Origin of the sequence: Niallia sp. FSL R7-0648 (genome assembly GCF_038007005.1) — a bacterium.
Classification (GTDB): domain Bacteria; phylum Bacillota; class Bacilli; order Bacillales; family Cytobacillaceae; genus Niallia; species Niallia circulans.
The window spans coordinates 1,211,015-1,229,698 of record NZ_JBBOWE010000001.1 but is presented as its reverse complement, the minus strand read 5'-3'; the positions used below and the strand labels follow the sequence as shown (position 1 = coordinate 1,229,698).

Genomic DNA, 18,684 nt, shown 5'->3' with positions numbered 1-18,684 from the left:
TACAGAAATAAATACCTAATACCCCTATTTAGCTCCAGCTTAATAAATATGCCAAAATATCAATCTGCCATTAATATTTCGTCATCTTTAAGAATTTGTTTCATATGTTAATTTAAGGGGAATTTTATCTATACCTACTAAATATTTTCTATATACCATTGTTACCATTTGAGCAATAAAACTTAATGAAAAGGTGATATTGTGGAGAAGCATATGAAACGTACAGATAAACATGAGGAAAATGGAAAAAAAAATAATATTGGTAAAAAAGTGATGTATTTTTTAGGCTCTATCTTACTGCTTACCACAATTTTTGGAGGCTATATATTTTCAGATAGATATTTTGCTAGTGAGCCGAAAACAGGAACAGAAGAATATGGGGACAAAGTAGTCATTACCTTGCCAAACGGGAAAAAAGTGTTTACTTATGAAAATCTAATTGTAGAAGAAGATGGCAAACTTCTGTATAAAGGAGAACGTAATACAATCGATTTATCAGGAGGAGTGGTTGTCTATGAAAATTGGGAGGACTAATCAAACTTATTTTGATATAAAGTCAGCAATTGCTGCCTTATTGCAGATAGTACTAAAAAGCTGCCAAAAAACTGATAAATATTTTGGCAGCTTCTTTATATATGTATCCAGACTGTAGGAAAATTGCTGTATATTGGAAACTGAAGTTGAGTAAAGGATATTTATTTAAACTTTTTGAATCAAGGTGGTGCTCTGTGCTAAGCAACACATGAAAATGCAATTCTACTTCTCCAATATCTTTTTGTCTCCAAACCTCTTCTTACGAATTATAGGTTAAAGGAGGCTTATTTTTTGTAATCCGTAAGCTAGTCCTCCATCATCTACATGCTTTGTAATAAATTTTGCATATGGCTTAATATCTTCATGAGCATTCCCCATAGCTATTCCCATTCCTACATACGAAAGCATTTCTTTGTCGTTTAATCCATCTCCAAATGCTACTGCTTCCTTTGGATCGATATTTAAAATGTTTAAAATTTGTGCAATCCCAGCTGCTTTAGATCCACCTGTTGGAATAACATCCATGGATAAAGGATGCCAACGAACAAAATGTATATTAGAAAACGCTTCTTCATATACCTTTTCTTCGCTTTCCTCACAAAAAAGCAAGCATTGATAAATATCGGCTTCCTTCCAAAAATCTTGTCGATAAGAAGGTGCCTTTAATTTTAATGATTGGAAGGATTCAATAATATGTGCATGCTCTTTATGATTAGCACAACCTTCCTTACTCCCTTGAAAAACGATAGGATGATTATTTTTTAAGGCAGTATTTTCTAGCAATTCTAGGGTATTCATCGGGATTGGTTTTTTATATACTTCCTTTTTGCCATGGACAACATATGACCCATTAAAAGAAATATATGACGATAAACCAAGCTCATCTAAAATATGGGAAAAGAAATAAGGTGCTCTTCCAGTTGCTAAAACAATTGGGATATTCCGCTTCTTTAATTCCTTAATCGCTGCTTTCGCGTCATTAGGAATTTGTTTCTCTTCATTTACTAATGTACCATCAATATCAATAAATACAATTTTATATGTCAAAATTCTTTCTCCTTTATTATTTCTTTATTAATGAGCTGCTTCTAGCCAATAGTGGTCTTTGACTATTCCAAATGACTTCTACCGGTAACGAAAAAAAGCTGCTCATATTCTTGCTGGTTAATACTTCCTTTGTATATCCTGAGATAAATTCCTCTCCCTTTTTCAGCAGAAAAGTATGGGAAAACACTGGTAATATTTCCTCCACATGATGCGTAACGTAAATGATGCTGCTATTTTCAGATACCAAACTAGTAATGGTATCTAATAATTGTTCTCTTGCTAAAAAATCTAAGCCGGTAGCTGGTTCATCTAAAATAATTAGTTCAGGATTTACCATTAACGCTCTTCCAATTAATACTCTTTGTCTCTCTCCTTGTGATAAACTACTATATGGTCTATCTGCATAATCCAAGCAGCCTAGCTTCTCCATTATTTCAATTGCCTTGTTTCTAATTTCCGCTGTTGGTGACTCATATAATCCAATCGAAGCATATGCGCCGCTAAGTACAATTTCAAATGCGCTATCTGATGCATATAAATTTTGTTGTAGCCGGTTGGATACTAGTCCAATATTCCGCCTTAGCGCTCCTCCTAACTCTGACTTCCCAAATACTTTCCCTAATACTTCCATCTTTCCAACAGTCGGATGATAATACGCACAAATCATATTTAACAAAGCTGTCTTTCCGGCCCCATTTAGACCATACAGAATCCAATTTTCTCCTTTTTTAATCTCCCAATTAATATTTTTCAAAATCCACTGACCATTTCTTTTTAAGCCAACCTCTTCTAATTTAACAATCATGCCAATCCCCCTATCTTCTCTACATTTTACTAAAAATTCATATAATTTGTACAGAATGAGGAATCAAGAACATTCGTATTTATCATTGCTCATTTTAGCAAACAAGTCCAAATAATAAAAAGACTTGACCTTTCTTTCATGGAATCATTCAAAATACCTTGATGTATGATTCCATTTTGATTAAGGGTCAAATCTTTATGTTTACGTTCATAAAATTAATGATCTCATATCCATTCACTGCTGAATATGTAACCGCTTTAATTTAATAAAAAATAAATGGAGAGAGACCCTCATAAAAGAGGGTCATGGGTAAAAAATTAACCAACTAATCCTTCTTTTTTAAGGACAGCTTCTACACCATCAACTGCTTCTACTTCATCTTCACCAGTTGCAGAAATAGTAATTTCTCCACCTTTAGGTACACCTAATGACATTACGCCCATGATAGACTTTAAGTTCACAGATTTCCCTTTGAAAGAGATTTGCATATCTGATTTGAACTTGCTAGCAGTGCTAACTAATAATGTTGCTGGTCTTGCATGAATACCAGTTTCATCAATTACTGTAAATGTTTTTTCGCTCATTGTTATACCTCCAAAGAAAAAATTGTCTTACCCTACTATTTTAGCTGATTTTAGGACTTAATACTAACTTTTTTTTCATCTTTTTCTGTTTTGAGCTTTCTAGTTGTGTATCTCTCAATATTTTACATTTATTAGACAAACTTTTCTACCGTATTAGCCTCTGCTTTTTTTTACACTTTTTATGAATTCTATAAAAATCTGATTCATTTTATCATTAGTTGACGCCATTGATTCTGGATGCCATTGAATCCCTAGTAAAAAGTTAGGATAACTCTTATGCTCAACAGCTTCTATAACTCCATCACTACTAGTGGCAACTATTTCTAAGCCGGCTGCTAAGCAATCAATAGCTTGATGATGAAGGCTATTTACTCTAGTTCTTGTTTCTCCAATTATATTGGCTAACTTACTTTTTTCTTTAATAGAAACAAAATGGGTGTCTAAACTTCGGCTCACAGATTGAGTGTGTTTAATACTATCTTTCATTTGCGAAGAAATATCTTGTATTAATGTTCCTCCTAACGCAACATTTAAAATTTGAATGCCTCTACAAATCGCAAGTATTGGTTTATTCGTTTCCATCGCTCTTTTAATTATTTGTATTTCCACTTTATCACGCAAAAGAATGGTGTCTCCAATATTTTGATGTGGATCTTCTCCAAATAAACTCGGATCTACATCTTCTCCCCCACTCAAAATCACAGCATCACAAAGATCCACCATTTCTCTTGCCAGGTCCTCCTCTACAAACGGCAAGATAACTGGCAATCCTCCATTGGCTGCAACGGATTTTTGATAATCATGATGCACATATGTGCCTTCCATAAATTTATTTTTAAATACGTATGCACCTGTTATCCCTATTACCGGTTTACTCAACGCTCTCCATCCCCTGACACTATTTAATTTTTCCAATATTAACAATATTAAAAAGGAAATAAAAGAGCTTGTCAATAAACTTTCTATAAATAGAAGCAGAAAAAACAGCTAAATAACGATCATCTATCTACCGTTTTAGCTGTTTTTATCTTTTATGCTATTGTTATAAGTGTAAATACTATCTTCCACTTACCAAATGACTTTCCAATTATGATTACAAGTCGCAGGTACGATCTTTCTCTCCATAATATAATTAGCTATTAATTCAGAAGCGTCAAGTTGAATTTCACGGATAACAGGCTTATTTTTGAACATAAAGAAATCCCCGCCGCCTCCTGCTCGATAATTATTCATTACTACTTCATATAAAGCTTCCTCGTCTATTGGCGCCCCCTCAAAATCTAACTGAACAACTCTCTGTCCAATTGGCTTAGTTAGATTGAGTGTGTATTCAATTCCTTCCCACATATCGTAGTTGTAATGCTGGGGCTTAGGGTAAACAAACGAAGGGTTGACAATCGGCTCTCCTTCGTCATTTAAAGCAAAGTATTTTGCACTATGTTCGAGCGCGTGACGAATATCCTTTCCAGATAGCAAAAGTACTTTAAATGTATTAGGATAAATATAATTGGATACAATATCTCTCATTGTTACATTTGGCTTAAATCCCGGTGATTCGTTATTAAAAAGTGCAGTATTACTGATTTTCACTTGCACTGCATCCATTTGCACTTTATTAATAAATTCGATAAGCGGGTTGTCCTTTAAGCGGATTTGCATCGGATCTTTTACTAACATTTCCCCATCGATACGGCCAATAGGTGTATCTAACCATTCTTGTGTCCTCTCTTCATATTCCTTTACTAATAATAGAATATCCTCCTCAGCTTCCACTTCAGCAACAGATAATAGTTCAGAACTTTTCTCGATTACTTCGCCTTTATCATCTAGTATTAATGTTATTTTTCCTACATACTTTCCATTATTGCTTGGTTGAATAATTTCTGTTCCATTGATATTACCGGTTAATTCTCTATGTTGATGACCTGTTAAAAGTACATCTACCCCGTCAATCTGTTTACAAATGGTATATCCTTGATTCTCTCTAGTCAATACTTCTGATGGTTCACCAGTCTCAGGATCCCTTTCAAATCCTCCATGATAAGAGATAACAAGAACATCCGGCTGCTCTTCCTTCTTAATCAGCTCTACCCATTCTTTTGCACTGTCAAATGCATCATTAAATTGCAGTCCTTCGATATTCTGAGGATTTTCCCAATTGGGAATGTAATCGGTTGTTATCCCTAGAATAGCAATTTTAAAACCATTTATTTTTTTAATTACATAAGGACTACCTAAAAATGGAGTGTTTGTTTTTACATCGACAATATTTGCACATAGCCAAGGGAATCTCGATTCCTTCACTGCCGATTTTAAAATATCTAACCCATAATTAAATTCATGATTGCCTATTACAGCCGCATCATACTTTAATTCATTTAATATCGTTATCATTGGATTTTTTTTATCTGCTAAAAAATTCACATAATGATAGGTTAACGGTGTGCCCTGTATTAAATCACCATTGTCAATAACAATGGTATGCTCGTTCTTGGTTCTTTCATTTCTAATTATAGAAGCAATTTTACCAAGACCAACATCTGCCGGGGTATTATTTCCATAATTCAATGGAAAAACATTTCCATGTATATCACTTGTTAATAATATAGTTACTTCTGTATTCAAGATTTCATCTCCAGTATCTAAATTTCCAATTCCTCTGAATAAAGTAGTATAATCAAGCTTCTTTTTATTCCTCTATTAAGCAAGTTCATTATAACAAGTTCATTCTTCCTTAACTACCTATAATTTCTTTTCTTTCTCCTCTAACCCTCTTTTTCTTAAACCTGATAAAAGCTGTTTATTATTTACATTAATCTCTATTGCCATCTTCACAGGCTTTTTCTATCCAGATTGGGAATATGTATATTTGCCAGATGGCGAGGATTTTTTACGTGTCTGCTTGATACATTAGCGATTGCCATAATAGGTACCTTAATATCAGCACTTCCTTGTATTTCCCTTTGCCTTCTAGACTGCTAACAATAGGAAGCAAAGGAAAAACAATCGCAAGTACTGGGAAATTTGCATTAAGCTTCGTACGGACATTTCCTGAAGTTATCATAGCTATTTTATTTATTATAGCAGTTGGTTTCTGGATCATTTGCTGGAATACTAGTATTAGGTCCACAATCCATAGAGATGTTAGGAAAATTATATTTAGAGGGAATTCTAGATATGAGGCCAACAGAAGGCTTGCTAGCAGCCGGAAGTTCAAGATAAACATTCGTTCTGCTGCCATTTTAGGTGTCATCGGTGCAGGAAGAATTGGAACCCCACTTATTTTTGCAATCAGTACATGAGATTGGGATCGAGTTGGAATCATCCTGTGAGGGATTATTGTAAGGGTAACGATAATTGATATAATAAGATTTCTAAGAAGAAGAATTACATAAAAATATAAAGTGAATTTCAAATAAACACCCATCATCTTTCCTTGATGTGTGTTTATTGTGCAAATAACAAAATAGTACCAATTATCAATTTATTTGTTACAATAGAATAATAAATTTCAAAAACAAAGGAGTGTTCCCAAAATGAAAAAAAGAAAATTATTACTTACCCACCCTCTCCATTCCTCCCTTTTGAAAAAGATACGGTCCACATTTTCTGAATGGGAAATCATCCATGCATTAAAGCAAGATGATTGGCAAGAGCATTTGATTGATTCTGAAATCATTCTTGGCTGGAGAAGTAGTTTTGATTTAAAAACTATTATGGAAAACGACCAGCTCAAATGGATTCAGACTTGGAGTGCAGGAGTAAATTCCCTTCCTTTAGAACAGTTAAGAAAAAAGAATATCGTCATTACAAGTGCAAATGGCGTACATGGCTACCCTATTTCAGAAACAATTTTTGCGCTCTTACTTGGTCTAACAAGGAATATTCATACATATGTACGAAATCAGCTTAAAAGAAAATGGGATGGAACTGACATTAAATTGGAAGCACACAAAAAAACGATCGGTATTATCGGTTTAGGAGCAATTGGGCTAGAAACAGCTAAAATTGCCAAGGCATTTGATATGCATGTTATTGGAGTAAGAAATTCACGTAAGCGAACCGATTATGTAGATGAGTTATATACTTCTGAAGAGCTAAACGAAATCCTTCCTCTCTGTGATTATGTAGTAGTCACACTGCCGTTAACAGACGATACATACCAACTATTCCAAAAAGAGCAATTTCAACACATGAAAAACTCTGCCTTTTTTATCAACATTGGACGTGGAGAAATAGTCAAAGAGGATGATTTGGTCACTGCTTTAAAAAACGGAGAAATTTCGGGTGCAGGCTTAGATGTTTTTGAAAATGAACCATTGCAGCAGACAAGTCCATTATGGGATTTGGAAAATGTTATTATAACTCCCCATACTTCGGGCTCTACAGAACATTACAATAGCAGAGTAATCGAAGACATTTTCCTCCTTAATGCAAATCATTATTTAAAAGAAGAAGATTTAGCAATTAATGTAGTGGATTACCAAAAAGGTTATTAATGTATAGATAAAAAGAGGAGTATACTTAAAAAGCACTCCTCTTTTTATCATCCTACTTTTTTATAATTCTTCTGACTTGACGCACGGCGAACCAACATATAAATCCTTTGGCTTAAAAACCCTACTAGTAAAATAACTACTAATAATAGAGTAATGGTTGCACCAGGAGGCGTTCCTAAATGATAAGATGAAAACAATCCAGTAAAGATACTAACAGCCGCTACTAAAATAGCCACGATAAATACCCATTTAAAACCTTTTACTAATTTGATGGAAAAGGCAGATGGCAATACTAACAAGGCAGAAACCAATAACACGCCAATTGTTGGGATAATTACTGAAATAGCAATACCAGTTAAAATACTAAATGCGATGGATAACATATTGGTATTAATACCGCTAGTTGTTGCCGTATCTTGATCAAAAGTCATAATATACATCTTTCTCGTAAAGAAAACAAAAAATAGAAGAATAATTCCAGTCACAATTGCTAATACAATCACTTGTTGTTTACTAATCGTAATAATACTTCCGAATAAATACTGATCCATGCTTGTCGTCATTCCGCCACTAGATAAACTCATGAGAAATAAAGCGAACGATAATCCAGCAGCCATAAGAATAGCAATCGATACTTCTGAATAAGTATGGTATGCTCGTCGCATATATTCAATTCCAATTGCTCCAGCAATTACAACGAGAAGACTAGAAATTGTTACATTCGTTTGAAAGAAAAAACCAATTGCCACTCCCGCTAATGATATATGTGACAATGTATCTGCCATCAATGCTTGTCTTCGCAGGACTAAATAAATTCCAATGATTGGTGCAATTATTGCAATGAGCCCACCTGCCCAAAATGCTCTTTGCATGAATTCAAGCTCAAACATCTCCATCCGCCTTTTTCTCCTTTCTCAATATGAATAATTTTATCTAAATAATCCTCTACCTCATCTTGATCATGTGTTACCATGACAACTGTTCTATTATGTTCATTTACTTGATGCTTCATAAATTCATAAAAGCCTTTCCTGCTATCTGCATCCATTCCTGTGGTCGGTTCATCTAAAACTAGCAAGTCAGGTTCAGATGCTAGAATACGTGCAATTACAATCTTTTGCTTTTGCCCTCCAGATAACTCACCGATTTTCTTATTACGGTAATCCCACATTCCAACCATTTCTAATGATTTCTTTACTGCTTCATGATCTACTTCCTTTAATCTTTCATACCATTTTTTACGTTGATATCTGCCTGATCGAACAAGTTCTATGACGGTGCTTGGGAAGCCAACGTTAAAAGAAGAAATTTGTTGGGGAACGTAACCTACAGTTAATTTTTTTCCACTCGCATTTAACTTACTTATATTCACTTCCCCTGACCATGGCTTAAGTAGCCCCAATAATAACTTTAATAAGGTAGATTTACTTGCGCCATTAGGACCTGTAATCCCAACAAACTCTCCATATTCTAATTCAAATGATACATCTTCAAGTGCAGGAACATGTTCATATCCAAATGTAATTTTTGATACTGTCGCTAGTTTCATATAGTAATTACTCCTCTCCATTTATTTATTTATTTATCTTCCTTATCCCTAACGCCTCTATAACCGCTCCTCTTTAAACTGTGTTATAAGTAAGTTATGTTAGTGCTTTGTATTGAATAAAAATAAGGAAACGACTTTTTATCGAAGTCTTTGTTTGTTATTGCTTCATTTATCTAACTTTAATAATTTTTACGATTTGCGGCAATCTATTCTTCATTTATTTCATTCTCGAAATGGGTACGTACAAAAGTAGTCAATTTCGTACTCATTACGATTTAAAAATTAACATTATTTGTTCGAATATAAAGTTATGACTTAATCACCAGATAAATATTTATCATTTCTTTCCTTCTATAATACATGACACTTAATAATAGACTTTTCCTTGTTAAGTGTCAACATAAATCAAAACGATTCCGATTAAAAATTTTATAATAAAATTTTGTATTGGTCAAGAATTACTTCTTATATACCTGCTTCTCCATTAATATAGCGATGCCAATAGTGGTCAACTTATTATGATTATCGTACTGATATTGTAATAAAAATAGGAAATGATGCATAACTTTTAAATACTGGGGTATATATTAAATATAAATAAATCAGAATAAAAAGCATTACTTGATGAAATTTCATCAAGTAATGCTTTATAAAAAATCAATCTATTAGAATCGAACAACTCTACCATTAAATACAGATTTCCAATATCCACTGTCCATAGATGCAATTGCAACACCAGTAGAGCTTTGAGAACCGATGAACTTGCCTCCACCAATGTAAATTCCGACATGACCATCCGTTTTATATGTGTTAAAGAATACTAGATCTCCTGGCTGCATATCACTTGTAGATACGCGAGTCCCAGCGTTTTTCAAAGCATCTGTGCTTGCAGGAATACTGTATCCAGCCTGTGAATAAGCCCAGCTAACAAAACCAGAGCAATCAAATAATCCATTTGCTACATCTGATGCTGTTCTTCCTCCACCAAATTTATAAGTAGAATTACCAATATATTTATATCCTGCTGTAATAGCTTTTGATTTACTTCCACTAGCTTTTACCGTTTTCTTTGGACCATTTGTTGATTTGTTAGAACCTGATGTAGATTTATCAGAACTTGCGGAAGAAGAATTATTAGAACTTCCATTATCACTAGTTCCAACTGTTGTAGCAACTAATTGATTTAAGTTATCTTGTTCTTTTTGTTGAATCATCTTTTTAATTTGTGGTTCTACAGATTGTAATGAGCCATACTTTTCTTCCAATTCAGCTTTACGTTCTTTATTGTCTGCTTCTTTTGCTTTCAAATCTTTTTTTGCTTGCTCATTTTTCTTCTGTTTATCTTGATTTTGCTTTTGCATTTCTTCAAGATCTAATTTTGTATTTTTCAGTTCATCATACTTTTCTTTTACTTCGTTTTGCTTCGTTTCTAAATCTTTTTTATCCGCTTCATTGCTTGCAATTAAATCTTGATCTGCTTCCATGATTGTAGCTACAGCACCTACACGGTCAACAAACTCCTTAAAGCTAGCAGCACCGAATAAAACTTCAATATAATCAACGCTTCCTCCATTTTCTTGGAAGGTACGTGCTCTTTCTTTTAATACATCATTTCTTTTTTCAATTCTATCTTCTAATTCTTTTATCTTTTTCTCAAGGGAGGCAATTTCTTTTTCTGTTGTTTCCATCTTTGTCTTTGTTTCTTCAATAAGTGCTTTATTTTCCTCAATTGCCTTATCTACTCTTTTAATTTGTGCTTCTAATTTCTTTAATTCTTCTTGTGCTTCTACGATCTTAATTTGGGCGTCTGAAATTTGGCCTTGTAAAGATTCCTTTTGTTGAACAATGCTAGGTGATTGATTCGCATGAGCATTTATTCCTGGTACGGCTAAGCTAGTCCCTAATCCAAGTAATATCGTTGTATTTAGTACCACTAGTTTCTTTTTTAACATTTCCATTTCCCCCCTGCACTTATCTAATGTAGAATTCTTATAATCTAATTGTCTATGTATTGTCTATATGTTTATGGTTGTAATTGGTAGAGAGACTCTTTTAATATAGTATTCTCTCTTCTATAAATCAAACGATAATCCTGCTTTCGACGAAAGTTCTTTATATAAAACATCTTTCGCCACAAATAGAAGTATAACATCATAATTTGTCATTTAAGTAATAGGAATATTACAATTGTGTTTCAAATGCCTTTTTTTCTGCCTTTGTTCACATTTTTTCCAAACTTATTTCCTATTCTCTTCCATTAAATGCCTATCAAAATGCAGATTTAATAATTAACATACTGTAACTAAGTCGTTCTTAATAGTAGTATTTCATCGCATTATATCGACATTTTCTAACATTTCTCGCTCTTCTCTCCGTTTCCAAACAATAAGCACCACATTAGCGACTACAGACTAATTATCTTTTTTATTTAAATAAAATTCTAACAATATGGGATAAACGCCTTCAAAATGGTGAATTCAATCTATATATGCACTATGTTATATTAGTAATAACTGTTTATTTAGCTGCGTTTCTTCAAAATTATTGCGCTTTTTAAACGGACATTATTTTGTCTTAAATCAGGAATTAATCTATCCAATTTAACTTTTGATGAAATAGTAGATAGAAAAAGTTTCTATCTGCTCCAATTTGTGCTTAAATAGAAAATCATTTGAAACCAGCTTGAAACTAACTAAAAAGGAATTGATTATTATATGAAAAGAATAGTGGTCGTAGGCGGCGGAATACTTGGCGCTGCTACTACGTTTGAATTAGCAAAGCGCGGGGCTGAAGTTATTGTTATCGATAGGGAAGATCGCGGACAAGCAACAAAAGCAGCTGCCGGAATCATTTGCCCATGGAATTCCCAACGTAGAAATAAAAAATGGTATCTATTAGCTAGGGAAGGAGCAAAATATTATCCTTCTCTTGTTAATGATTTACATAACTATCATTCATTAAATACAGGCTATAAAAAAGTTGGTGCGCTCAGCCTTCATTCAGACATAGCTAAATTGGAAGCCATGAAGGAAAGAACGTTAAAACGAAAAATAGATGCACCAGAAATTGGGGATATTGACATTCTTTCATCTTCAGAAGCACAGTCTCTATTCCCCTTATTAGCTCCTGGATATATGGCATTACATATAAGCGGTGCTGCAAGAGTAAATGGATGGGCTTTAAGAAATGCCCTCATGGAGGCAAGCAAACAATTAGGGGCAAGCTTTATCCATTCATCTTGTACCCTGTTAAGAGAGGGAAATACAATTAAAGGGGTTAAACTTAGTGACAATACATCTATTTATGCAGATGAAGTGGTTATCGCAGCTGGAGTTTGGGCAAATGAATTACTTGAGCCACTCCACTTAGCTTTTGATGTAAAAGCACAAAAAGGGCAAATACTTCATATCCAATTAAAAGACATTCAATGTTCCAACTGGCCTGTAGTAATGCCCCCGCATGATCAGTACTTATTAACTTTAGAAGATAATACGATTGTAATTGGGGCAACACACGAAAATACAACAGAATTATCTCCCCATGTTACAATTGAAGGAATAAAAGAAATAATTGATAAGGCTCTCCTATTTGCACCAGGCTTGTTAGAAGGGATATGGCGTGAAGTAAAAGTAGGTTTCCGCCCATTCACAAACGATTTTCTTCCAGTATTCGGAAGAGTAAAGCATTATGAAGGAATAACGCTCGCTAATGGTTTAGGGGCATCTGGCCTAACAATGGGACCATTTATTGGGCAGCAGCTGGCAAAATTTCTTCTTCATTCTGAATCAGATATCGACTTCTCTCCCTATTCTATCGATAGTTCTATTCAAGAGCGATAGATTCAGAAACGCTTAAAGCAGCTTCTATTTATTGATTTTATTGTCAAATCCTTAACCATGAAAACACTTAACGTTTTTCTATCTGTTTAACGTTAAGTGTTTCTTTCATTAGGTATATTCTCTCATTTTTTATTTACCTTACTAATCATAAATTCCCTAACTTGCTTCCACACACTGCTTATTAAATACTTCTTATCCATCTATTTCCTCATTTCGAATCCCAAATTATTCATGAACAAGAGTAAAACACACCTTCATATTGGAAACTCATGAGAATAGATAGTAGTTTCTACATATGGTTCTTCAATCATATTCGTATTAAAATTGTTCTGTATTACGTTCACTTTCATTCTATGTAACGTTCATTCCCGTCTATTATCGAGAAAAAATGATAGATTGCAGAAGAAAAAAAGGAGTTTGTGTTTTCCTATTATTTGTTAGAAGAACAAATAAATATTTTTCCGAATTAGCTGTTGTTTAATATACTTCTTGTTACAGTTATTTTTTAAATGGAATGAATTATTACGATTACTTAGGGGAATGGAGGAGTTGTGAAAGTAACAATTGATGCAAATGTTAGTATTTCTCTTGCAATAAGAAAGAGGCAATAAAGTATGTTACTGGATACAGATTCGATTTGCGAAACCTAAAGTTTTTCAAATCAAATTATTTTAGATATCTCAGATTTTTTTGCAAAAGACAGTTCTTATAATCAAATCCTGGTTAGGTACCATACAATGAGAATCTTTCTTTTAATCTCTGAAAGTAATTAAGTTTCGAATTGGGGTATATTAACATCTGGATAATGTTTAGAAAGATTGCAAACAACCTTTCCAAACACTATTATTACCAGACCAATGATTTACCTGCTAATTGATATAAATGGAAAATTCACGCTATCTATTTCCGTTTTTAACTGAAATCGTTCAGTTTTATTTTGCATTTACTTTATATATTGGAATCTCATAGTTTAAAGTATAGGAACTTAACAGACTATATAAGTTATAAATTTGGCCCACTTGTTTAGTAGCCCAGCCTATATCGGAAGCATATTGATGCGTTGCATTTCCAGTTTTCTCAGCTGCATCAGGATTCCATCTCATTTTATATAAAGTATCTTGTCCTGCATTAACATAACCTTGGGCAATAAATTTGGCTCCACCTATAATGGCTGCCTCTGGCGTAAACCATCCTGCATTATAAGCATATTGTGCACCGCTTGAAATGGCTGATCCATCATAGGCACCAATACCATACATGTTATACACAGTTTTACCATTAACCTGAACACCATTCGCTAAAGTGGATGTTCCATTTCCAGTCTCTAAAAGTGCATGTGATATCAAATAAATCTCATTAATTCCATATGCATTAGCAGCAGTTACAAAAGAAGAAGCTTTTCCTGCTAAGATTCCTTTTCCAGCTAAAATCTTACTATCTACTTCTTTATCATCTACATTTGCTTTTGCAGATAATTTTAGAAATTGCAGTGATTGTGTATCACTATTAATAAAATTGTTTGGGTTAAGATAGTAAGCAGTGTCTTCCTTACTAGCAGTAACCCATGATTGTGAATAATTTACTTTATACCAGTAATAACCATCTGTTCCTTTGATTTTAGAAGTAACCGTTAATACTTGGCCACTAGTCAAGGTACTGACAACAGAATAATCGGTTCCAGCACCTCCGCGTAATCTCCAGCCATTTCCGATTACAGTACCCTTTGTTGAATCTGCTGTTTTAAAGGCAATCGCATCTTCTCTAATATATGTGTCATATTTTTTATCTGTTTGTGGATTCACACTTAATTGAATATTTGTCATTTCTTCTAGTGTGAGATTATAATTCACATAACTTTTATTAATCGTTGCATTAGCTGAGCCATTGCCTTTGCTAGATAGATACTCTGAACTTACATAGCCTTCTAGATTATTGACTTTTACTTTAGACCAACCATTTCCTTCTGCTTGTACGATTACTACAGTACCTGCTTGAAGCTTACTAAGAATCTTGCCACTTGTTGATGGTGTTGATCGCAAATTCAAACTAGAACCTGCCTGAACATTTACGATTTTTTCGGTTACAGTTGGCGTTTCTTCCGGCTGTTTCGCTTCGTTCTTATCTGTTTCTTTATCGGGAGTAGATATACTTGTTAAGTATTCGCTGCTTACATAGCCTGCTACTTTACTTGTCTTGATTTGAGACCAGCCGTTTTTCTCTGATAATACCGTTACTACTGTGCCTGCTGAAAGCTTCCCTTTAATCGATCCGCTTGTTGATGCCGTGGATCTTACATTTAAATTAGATCCTGCCTGAACGTTCACTTTCATTTGTTTTCCGGTTGGTGCTTTTTCCGGCTGCTTTGCTTCGTTCTTATCTGTACCTTTATCGGGAGTAGATATACTTGTTAAGTATTCGCTGCTTACATAGCCTGCTACTTTACTTGTCTTGATTTGAGACCAGCCGTTTTTCTCTGATAATACCGTTACTACTGTGCCTGCTGAAAGCTTCCCTTTAATCGATCCGCTTGTTGATGCCGTGGACCTTACATTTAAATTAGATCCTGCCTGAACGTTCACTTTCATTTGTTTTCCGGTTGGTGCTTTTTCCGGCTGCTTTGCTTCGTTCTTATCGGTCCCTTTATTATTAGTTGTTGTTTCTGTAATTTTTGTCACCGATAAATAACTACTGCTTACATAACCTGTTTTTCCAGATACAGTTACTTTATCCCATCCATTTGCACTCGACAGAACTTTTACCTCTGTTCCTCTTAAAAGTTTTGTTAGAATAGCACTATTAGTACTTGCTTCCTTTCTAACATTAAGGGAAGAGTTTTTTTCCACATTGACATATTTCGCCGCTGCCTCTTCACTAGTACTTGTTTTTGTCTCTTCTTTTTTCTCAGGACTAGCAGTTCCTTTCTTCTCTGTTAGATATTGTGTTGCTACATATCCTTGTTTTCCATACGCTTCTACTTTTGACCAGCCATTGGATTCTGAATAAACCGTTACAGGCACATCTTTAGCCAATTTTACAATAATGGAAGCTGAATTGGAGGGACTGTTTCTTAAATTTAAACTGGAACCAGTATTAACATTAACGTATTTAGTCACTTTTTGTTGCTTGTTTGAACTATTGGCTGTTTTCTTTTCCTCTGTTTGAACAGTTTTTATGTATTGAGATGATACATATCCATTTATGCCATTTACTTTAATTTTCGCCCAGCCATTGGACTCTGAAACTACTTCGACTTTTGTATTGTTTTTTAGCTTTGTTACTACATTTGCTTTTGTCGAAGCTGACTCTCTTACATTTAAAGTTGAAGAAGGATCAACGGAAACATATTTTACGGAACTTACTTGCTTTGTTATCAGATAACTTGATGATACATATCCAATCTTTCCATCCACTTCCACTTTTGACCAGCCATTCGTTTCCGAAAGGACATTAACCTTTTCTCCTGCCTTTAATGTGGTTACAACACTTGTACTAATAGATGGACCGACTCTTACATTCAATACCGAGCCTTTATTCACCTCTACATACTTCGTGACGGAAGCTGCATGAGCCTCTTCCATAAAAAGCGGAGAAGATAATGCTGCTAAAAATATTCCAGGTACAACTACTTTTTTCACCACTACATACCTCCTAGATCTATTTACTTAGTTCATTATTTGGTTATTCTTGCATCTATCATCTTGTTACTACTAATCTCTAAACCCCTATTATATATTCTTTAGTACCTATGATATTATCTATTATTCTACTAGTATATAATCCTATAGTCACGTTTTTTTTATTATCGCCTCTTTTACTAGGTCTAACGTTTCATAACAGCACAAAATATAAACGTTTCACCTATTCCAATAGTACCATTACTCACTAGAAATAAATAGTCACGATGATTTAGATATGATAAAAGAGACCAAAAATAGGTATCTTAGACTACTTAAAATTGAGACACCTTATTTCTGCAAAACTGAATGAAAAAAGCTTCCAATCTATCACCAAAAAGATAGATTGGAAGCTTCATCACTCAGTAGTTGGATCTTTATCCTTCCCAATCAACTGATAAATCATAAGCTAATTGGCTCTCCATGCGATTCTTTATTTCATTTAATGTTAATTCATTTCCTAATACCCACATTAATTTTGCCACTATTGCTTCTGTATTCATATCTGCTGATAATATAATATTATATTGCGCCACTTTTCTTCCTACTTCATATAATAAGAGGTCTTGTCCTTCTTCCAAACATTGAGTTGTGATAACAACAGCAATTCCTTCATCTACCATTTCTTCAATCTTCGGCAATAGATTTCTTTCTTCAAAAGGTAATCCCCCATTACCAAAGCTTTCAATAATGACCCCTTTATAGTGTTGTTTAATAAAATCAAAGATCTCAGGCTTTGTGCCTGGATGCAATTTTAATAAAAAGACATCAGGGCATATGCTTGTATCCAACAGCAATTCAGTTGTCGGCTTATCAGGCTTCCATAAAAAGTGAATTTGGTCTTTTTCAATCGTCGCTACATATGGATGATTGATACTCGCAAATGCATCATAGCTCTTTGTTCGCATTTTCATTGCTCTTGTACCAATAATAACTCGTCCATCAAAAACGACAAAAACTCCACCTATCTCTTCTTTAGCAAAGCGAATACTATCTATAACATTTTTCTTAGCGTCTGTTTGTTTAAAACTAATCGGGACCTGTGACCCAGTAATTACAACAGGCTTTTTGAGACCTTGAAGCATATAAGAAAGTGCAGCTGATGTATACGCTAATGTATCCGTACCATGTGTAATAATAAAACCATCAAATTCATGATACCGCTCAGCAATGATCTCAGCCATCATAACCCAATGTTCCGGCTGCATATTAGTGCTATCTCTATTCATAATGATCTCACAAGTTACATCAACTTCTAAAATATCATTCTTAAAATATTGAAGGAGCTCTTCTGCAGACAAACCAGGAACAAGTCCTTCATTTCCTTCTATTGAAGCAATTGTCCCGCCGGTTGCAAGTAAAAGCAATTTTTTCATTTACAGTCCTCCTAAATGCCATACTCCTAAAAAATATACCTATTTTCGGTATACACCACGTTATTATATATATTTAAAGAAGTTTCCGCAATAAGAGGATTCTATCCATTTTTTCAGAAGAATTTATTTCTCTCTATTTCTATTTTCTTAGCTGAAAGCAAAATAAAAAAGGCCGGAACAGAGATGTCCGGCCAAAAATAAAGCCAAACAGATTCGTATGATTGTTTGAGCCTTTTTTTCGCTTATTGCAAAATTACTAGATCATGTTTTAATCTAAATAGGTAATTTTCTCCTCAATAGACGTGCGCGCTTTTGGTTCCATAATTTCTTCTGGGTAACCAATAGCAAGAACTCCGACCACTTCATAATCCTCGCTTACTCCTAACGTATTTCTCCCTAAAGCCGAAGATCCGACAGAACTCCAAAACGTACCTACTCCTGCGTCCCATGCTTGCAGCATAAAATTTTGGATAAAACAGGATACTGCTGCTAAATTTTCATCCCGTTCGACTTGGTTTCTTCCTTTATGCGATAAAACAGCTATAACCTTAGAAGCCCCACCAAAATTTGTTTTATGTTTTAGTTCCGCTCGGGTATTCTCTCCAACAAATAGAATTCTCCATGGTTCTGTCATCCTATGATTTGGTGCAAATTTCGCCTGTTGGAGCCATTCGATAATAATAGCATCCTCTACATCCTTCGTTTTGAATTTTTTTACTGTTCTTCTCCCTGTAATTAATTCAGCTATATTCACTTTTTAACTCTCCCCTTTATTAT

The 18,684-nt window shown here is 34.2% G+C and carries 14 protein-coding genes and 1 pseudogene; 4 read left to right on the top strand and 11 right to left on the bottom strand.

The genetic code is table 11. The features are described from left to right. Window positions 1-213: 213 nt before the first annotated feature. Entirely contained in the window at window positions 214-534 is a 321-nt protein-coding gene (locus NSQ89_RS05735; protein ID WP_082809996.1) for a hypothetical protein, read from the top strand. Window positions 535-807: 273 nt separating this feature from the next. Here NSQ89_RS05735 and NSQ89_RS05730 read toward each other — a convergent pair whose 3' ends face one another. The 5 genes from NSQ89_RS05730 to NSQ89_RS05710 all read right to left on the bottom strand — a co-directional run bounded on the left by NSQ89_RS05730 (window position 808) and on the right by NSQ89_RS05710 (window position 5,595). Further along, on the bottom strand, window positions 808-1,581 hold the full coding sequence (locus NSQ89_RS05730; protein WP_047942929.1) for a Cof-type HAD-IIB family hydrolase: 774 nt from the start codon (window positions 1,579-1,581) through the stop codon (window positions 808-810). A gap of 16 nt (window positions 1,582-1,597) precedes the next feature. Further along, entirely contained in the window at window positions 1,598-2,386 is a 789-nt protein-coding gene (locus NSQ89_RS05725; RefSeq protein ID WP_095321846.1) for an ABC transporter ATP-binding protein, read from the bottom strand. Window positions 2,387-2,703: 317 nt separating this feature from the next. Further along, entirely contained in the window at window positions 2,704-2,970 is a 267-nt protein-coding gene (locus tag NSQ89_RS05720) for a phosphocarrier protein HPr (RefSeq protein WP_016200885.1), read from the bottom strand. 153 nt (window positions 2,971-3,123) lie between these two features. After that, on the bottom strand, window positions 3,124-3,849 hold the full coding sequence (locus NSQ89_RS05715; RefSeq protein ID WP_061796838.1) for a gamma-glutamyl-gamma-aminobutyrate hydrolase family protein: 726 nt from the start codon (window positions 3,847-3,849) through the stop codon (window positions 3,124-3,126). A 189-nt stretch (window positions 3,850-4,038) separates the two neighbouring features. Next, a complete protein-coding gene (locus NSQ89_RS05710) occupies window positions 4,039-5,595 on the bottom strand; it encodes a bifunctional metallophosphatase/5'-nucleotidase (RefSeq protein WP_341132365.1) in 1,557 nt (518 codons plus the stop codon). 190 nt (window positions 5,596-5,785) lie between these two features. Here NSQ89_RS05710 and NSQ89_RS05705 point away from each other — a divergent pair. Both NSQ89_RS05705 and NSQ89_RS05700 read left to right on the top strand, forming a co-directional pair. Next, window positions 5,786-6,299: pseudogene (locus NSQ89_RS05705) on the top strand (PhnE/PtxC family ABC transporter permease); the annotation flags it as partial. 207 nt (window positions 6,300-6,506) lie between these two features. Further along, window positions 6,507-7,469, top strand: coding sequence for a D-2-hydroxyacid dehydrogenase (locus NSQ89_RS05700; protein WP_341132364.1), 963 nt, complete (start codon window positions 6,507-6,509; stop codon window positions 7,467-7,469). A gap of 47 nt (window positions 7,470-7,516) precedes the next feature. On the opposite strand, the gene NSQ89_RS05695 is transcribed toward NSQ89_RS05700, so the two are convergent. From NSQ89_RS05695 to NSQ89_RS05685, 3 genes are all read right to left on the bottom strand, one after another. Beyond that, entirely contained in the window at window positions 7,517-8,365 is an 849-nt protein-coding gene (locus NSQ89_RS05695; protein WP_144579858.1) for a metal ABC transporter permease, read from the bottom strand. Then, window positions 8,302-9,018, bottom strand: coding sequence for a metal ABC transporter ATP-binding protein (locus tag NSQ89_RS05690; RefSeq protein WP_047942923.1), 717 nt, complete (start codon window positions 9,016-9,018; stop codon window positions 8,302-8,304). Before NSQ89_RS05690 ends, NSQ89_RS05695 begins: the two co-directional genes overlap by 64 nt. 665 nt (window positions 9,019-9,683) lie before the next feature. Continuing rightward, a complete protein-coding gene (locus NSQ89_RS05685; RefSeq protein ID WP_061796845.1) occupies window positions 9,684-10,970 on the bottom strand; it encodes a C40 family peptidase in 1,287 nt (428 codons plus the stop codon). A 762-nt stretch (window positions 10,971-11,732) separates the two neighbouring features. On the opposite strand from NSQ89_RS05685, the gene NSQ89_RS05680 reads away from it, so the two are divergent. After that, complete coding sequence (locus NSQ89_RS05680) at window positions 11,733-12,857, top strand: NAD(P)/FAD-dependent oxidoreductase (protein WP_047942921.1); 1,125 nt, start codon at window positions 11,733-11,735, stop codon at window positions 12,855-12,857. A gap of 932 nt (window positions 12,858-13,789) precedes the next feature. On the opposite strand, the gene NSQ89_RS05675 is transcribed toward NSQ89_RS05680, so the two are convergent. The 3 genes from NSQ89_RS05675 to NSQ89_RS05665 form a co-directional block, all read right to left on the bottom strand. Then, window positions 13,790-16,495: an SH3 domain-containing protein gene (locus tag NSQ89_RS05675; RefSeq protein WP_341132363.1), complete on the bottom strand. Its 2,706-nt coding sequence runs from the start codon at window positions 16,493-16,495 to the stop codon at window positions 13,790-13,792. A 413-nt stretch (window positions 16,496-16,908) separates the two neighbouring features. Continuing rightward, window positions 16,909-17,907: an asparaginase gene (locus tag NSQ89_RS05670; RefSeq protein WP_047942920.1), complete on the bottom strand. Its 999-nt coding sequence runs from the start codon at window positions 17,905-17,907 to the stop codon at window positions 16,909-16,911. A gap of 268 nt (window positions 17,908-18,175) precedes the next feature. Continuing rightward, a complete protein-coding gene (locus NSQ89_RS05665; protein ID WP_095321836.1) occupies window positions 18,176-18,661 on the bottom strand; it encodes a nitroreductase family protein in 486 nt (161 codons plus the stop codon). Window positions 18,662-18,684: the final 23 nt, after the last annotated feature.

Coding starts and splice junctions, on each gene's coding strand:
- NSQ89_RS05725 (WP_095321846.1), bottom strand. CDS start 2,386: ATGATTGTTAAATTAGAAGAGGTTGGCTTAAAAAGAAATGGTCAGTGG.
- NSQ89_RS05720 (WP_016200885.1), bottom strand. CDS start 2,970: ATGAGCGAAAAAACATTTACAGTAATTGATGAAACTGGTATTCATGCA.
- NSQ89_RS05670 (WP_047942920.1), bottom strand. CDS start 17,907: ATGAAAAAATTGCTTTTACTTGCAACCGGCGGGACAATTGCTTCAATA.
- NSQ89_RS05700 (WP_341132364.1), top strand. CDS start 6,507: ATGAAAAAAAGAAAATTATTACTTACCCACCCTCTCCATTCCTCCCTT.
- NSQ89_RS05680 (WP_047942921.1), top strand. CDS start 11,733: ATGAAAAGAATAGTGGTCGTAGGCGGCGGAATACTTGGCGCTGCTACT.
- NSQ89_RS05690 (WP_047942923.1), bottom strand. CDS start 9,018: ATGAAACTAGCGACAGTATCAAAAATTACATTTGGATATGAACATGTT.
- NSQ89_RS05685 (WP_061796845.1), bottom strand. CDS start 10,970: ATGTTAAAAAAGAAACTAGTGGTACTAAATACAACGATATTACTTGGA.
- NSQ89_RS05735 (WP_082809996.1), top strand. CDS start 214: ATGAAACGTACAGATAAACATGAGGAAAATGGAAAAAAAAATAATATT.
- NSQ89_RS05695 (WP_144579858.1), bottom strand. CDS start 8,365: ATGGAGATGTTTGAGCTTGAATTCATGCAAAGAGCATTTTGGGCAGGT.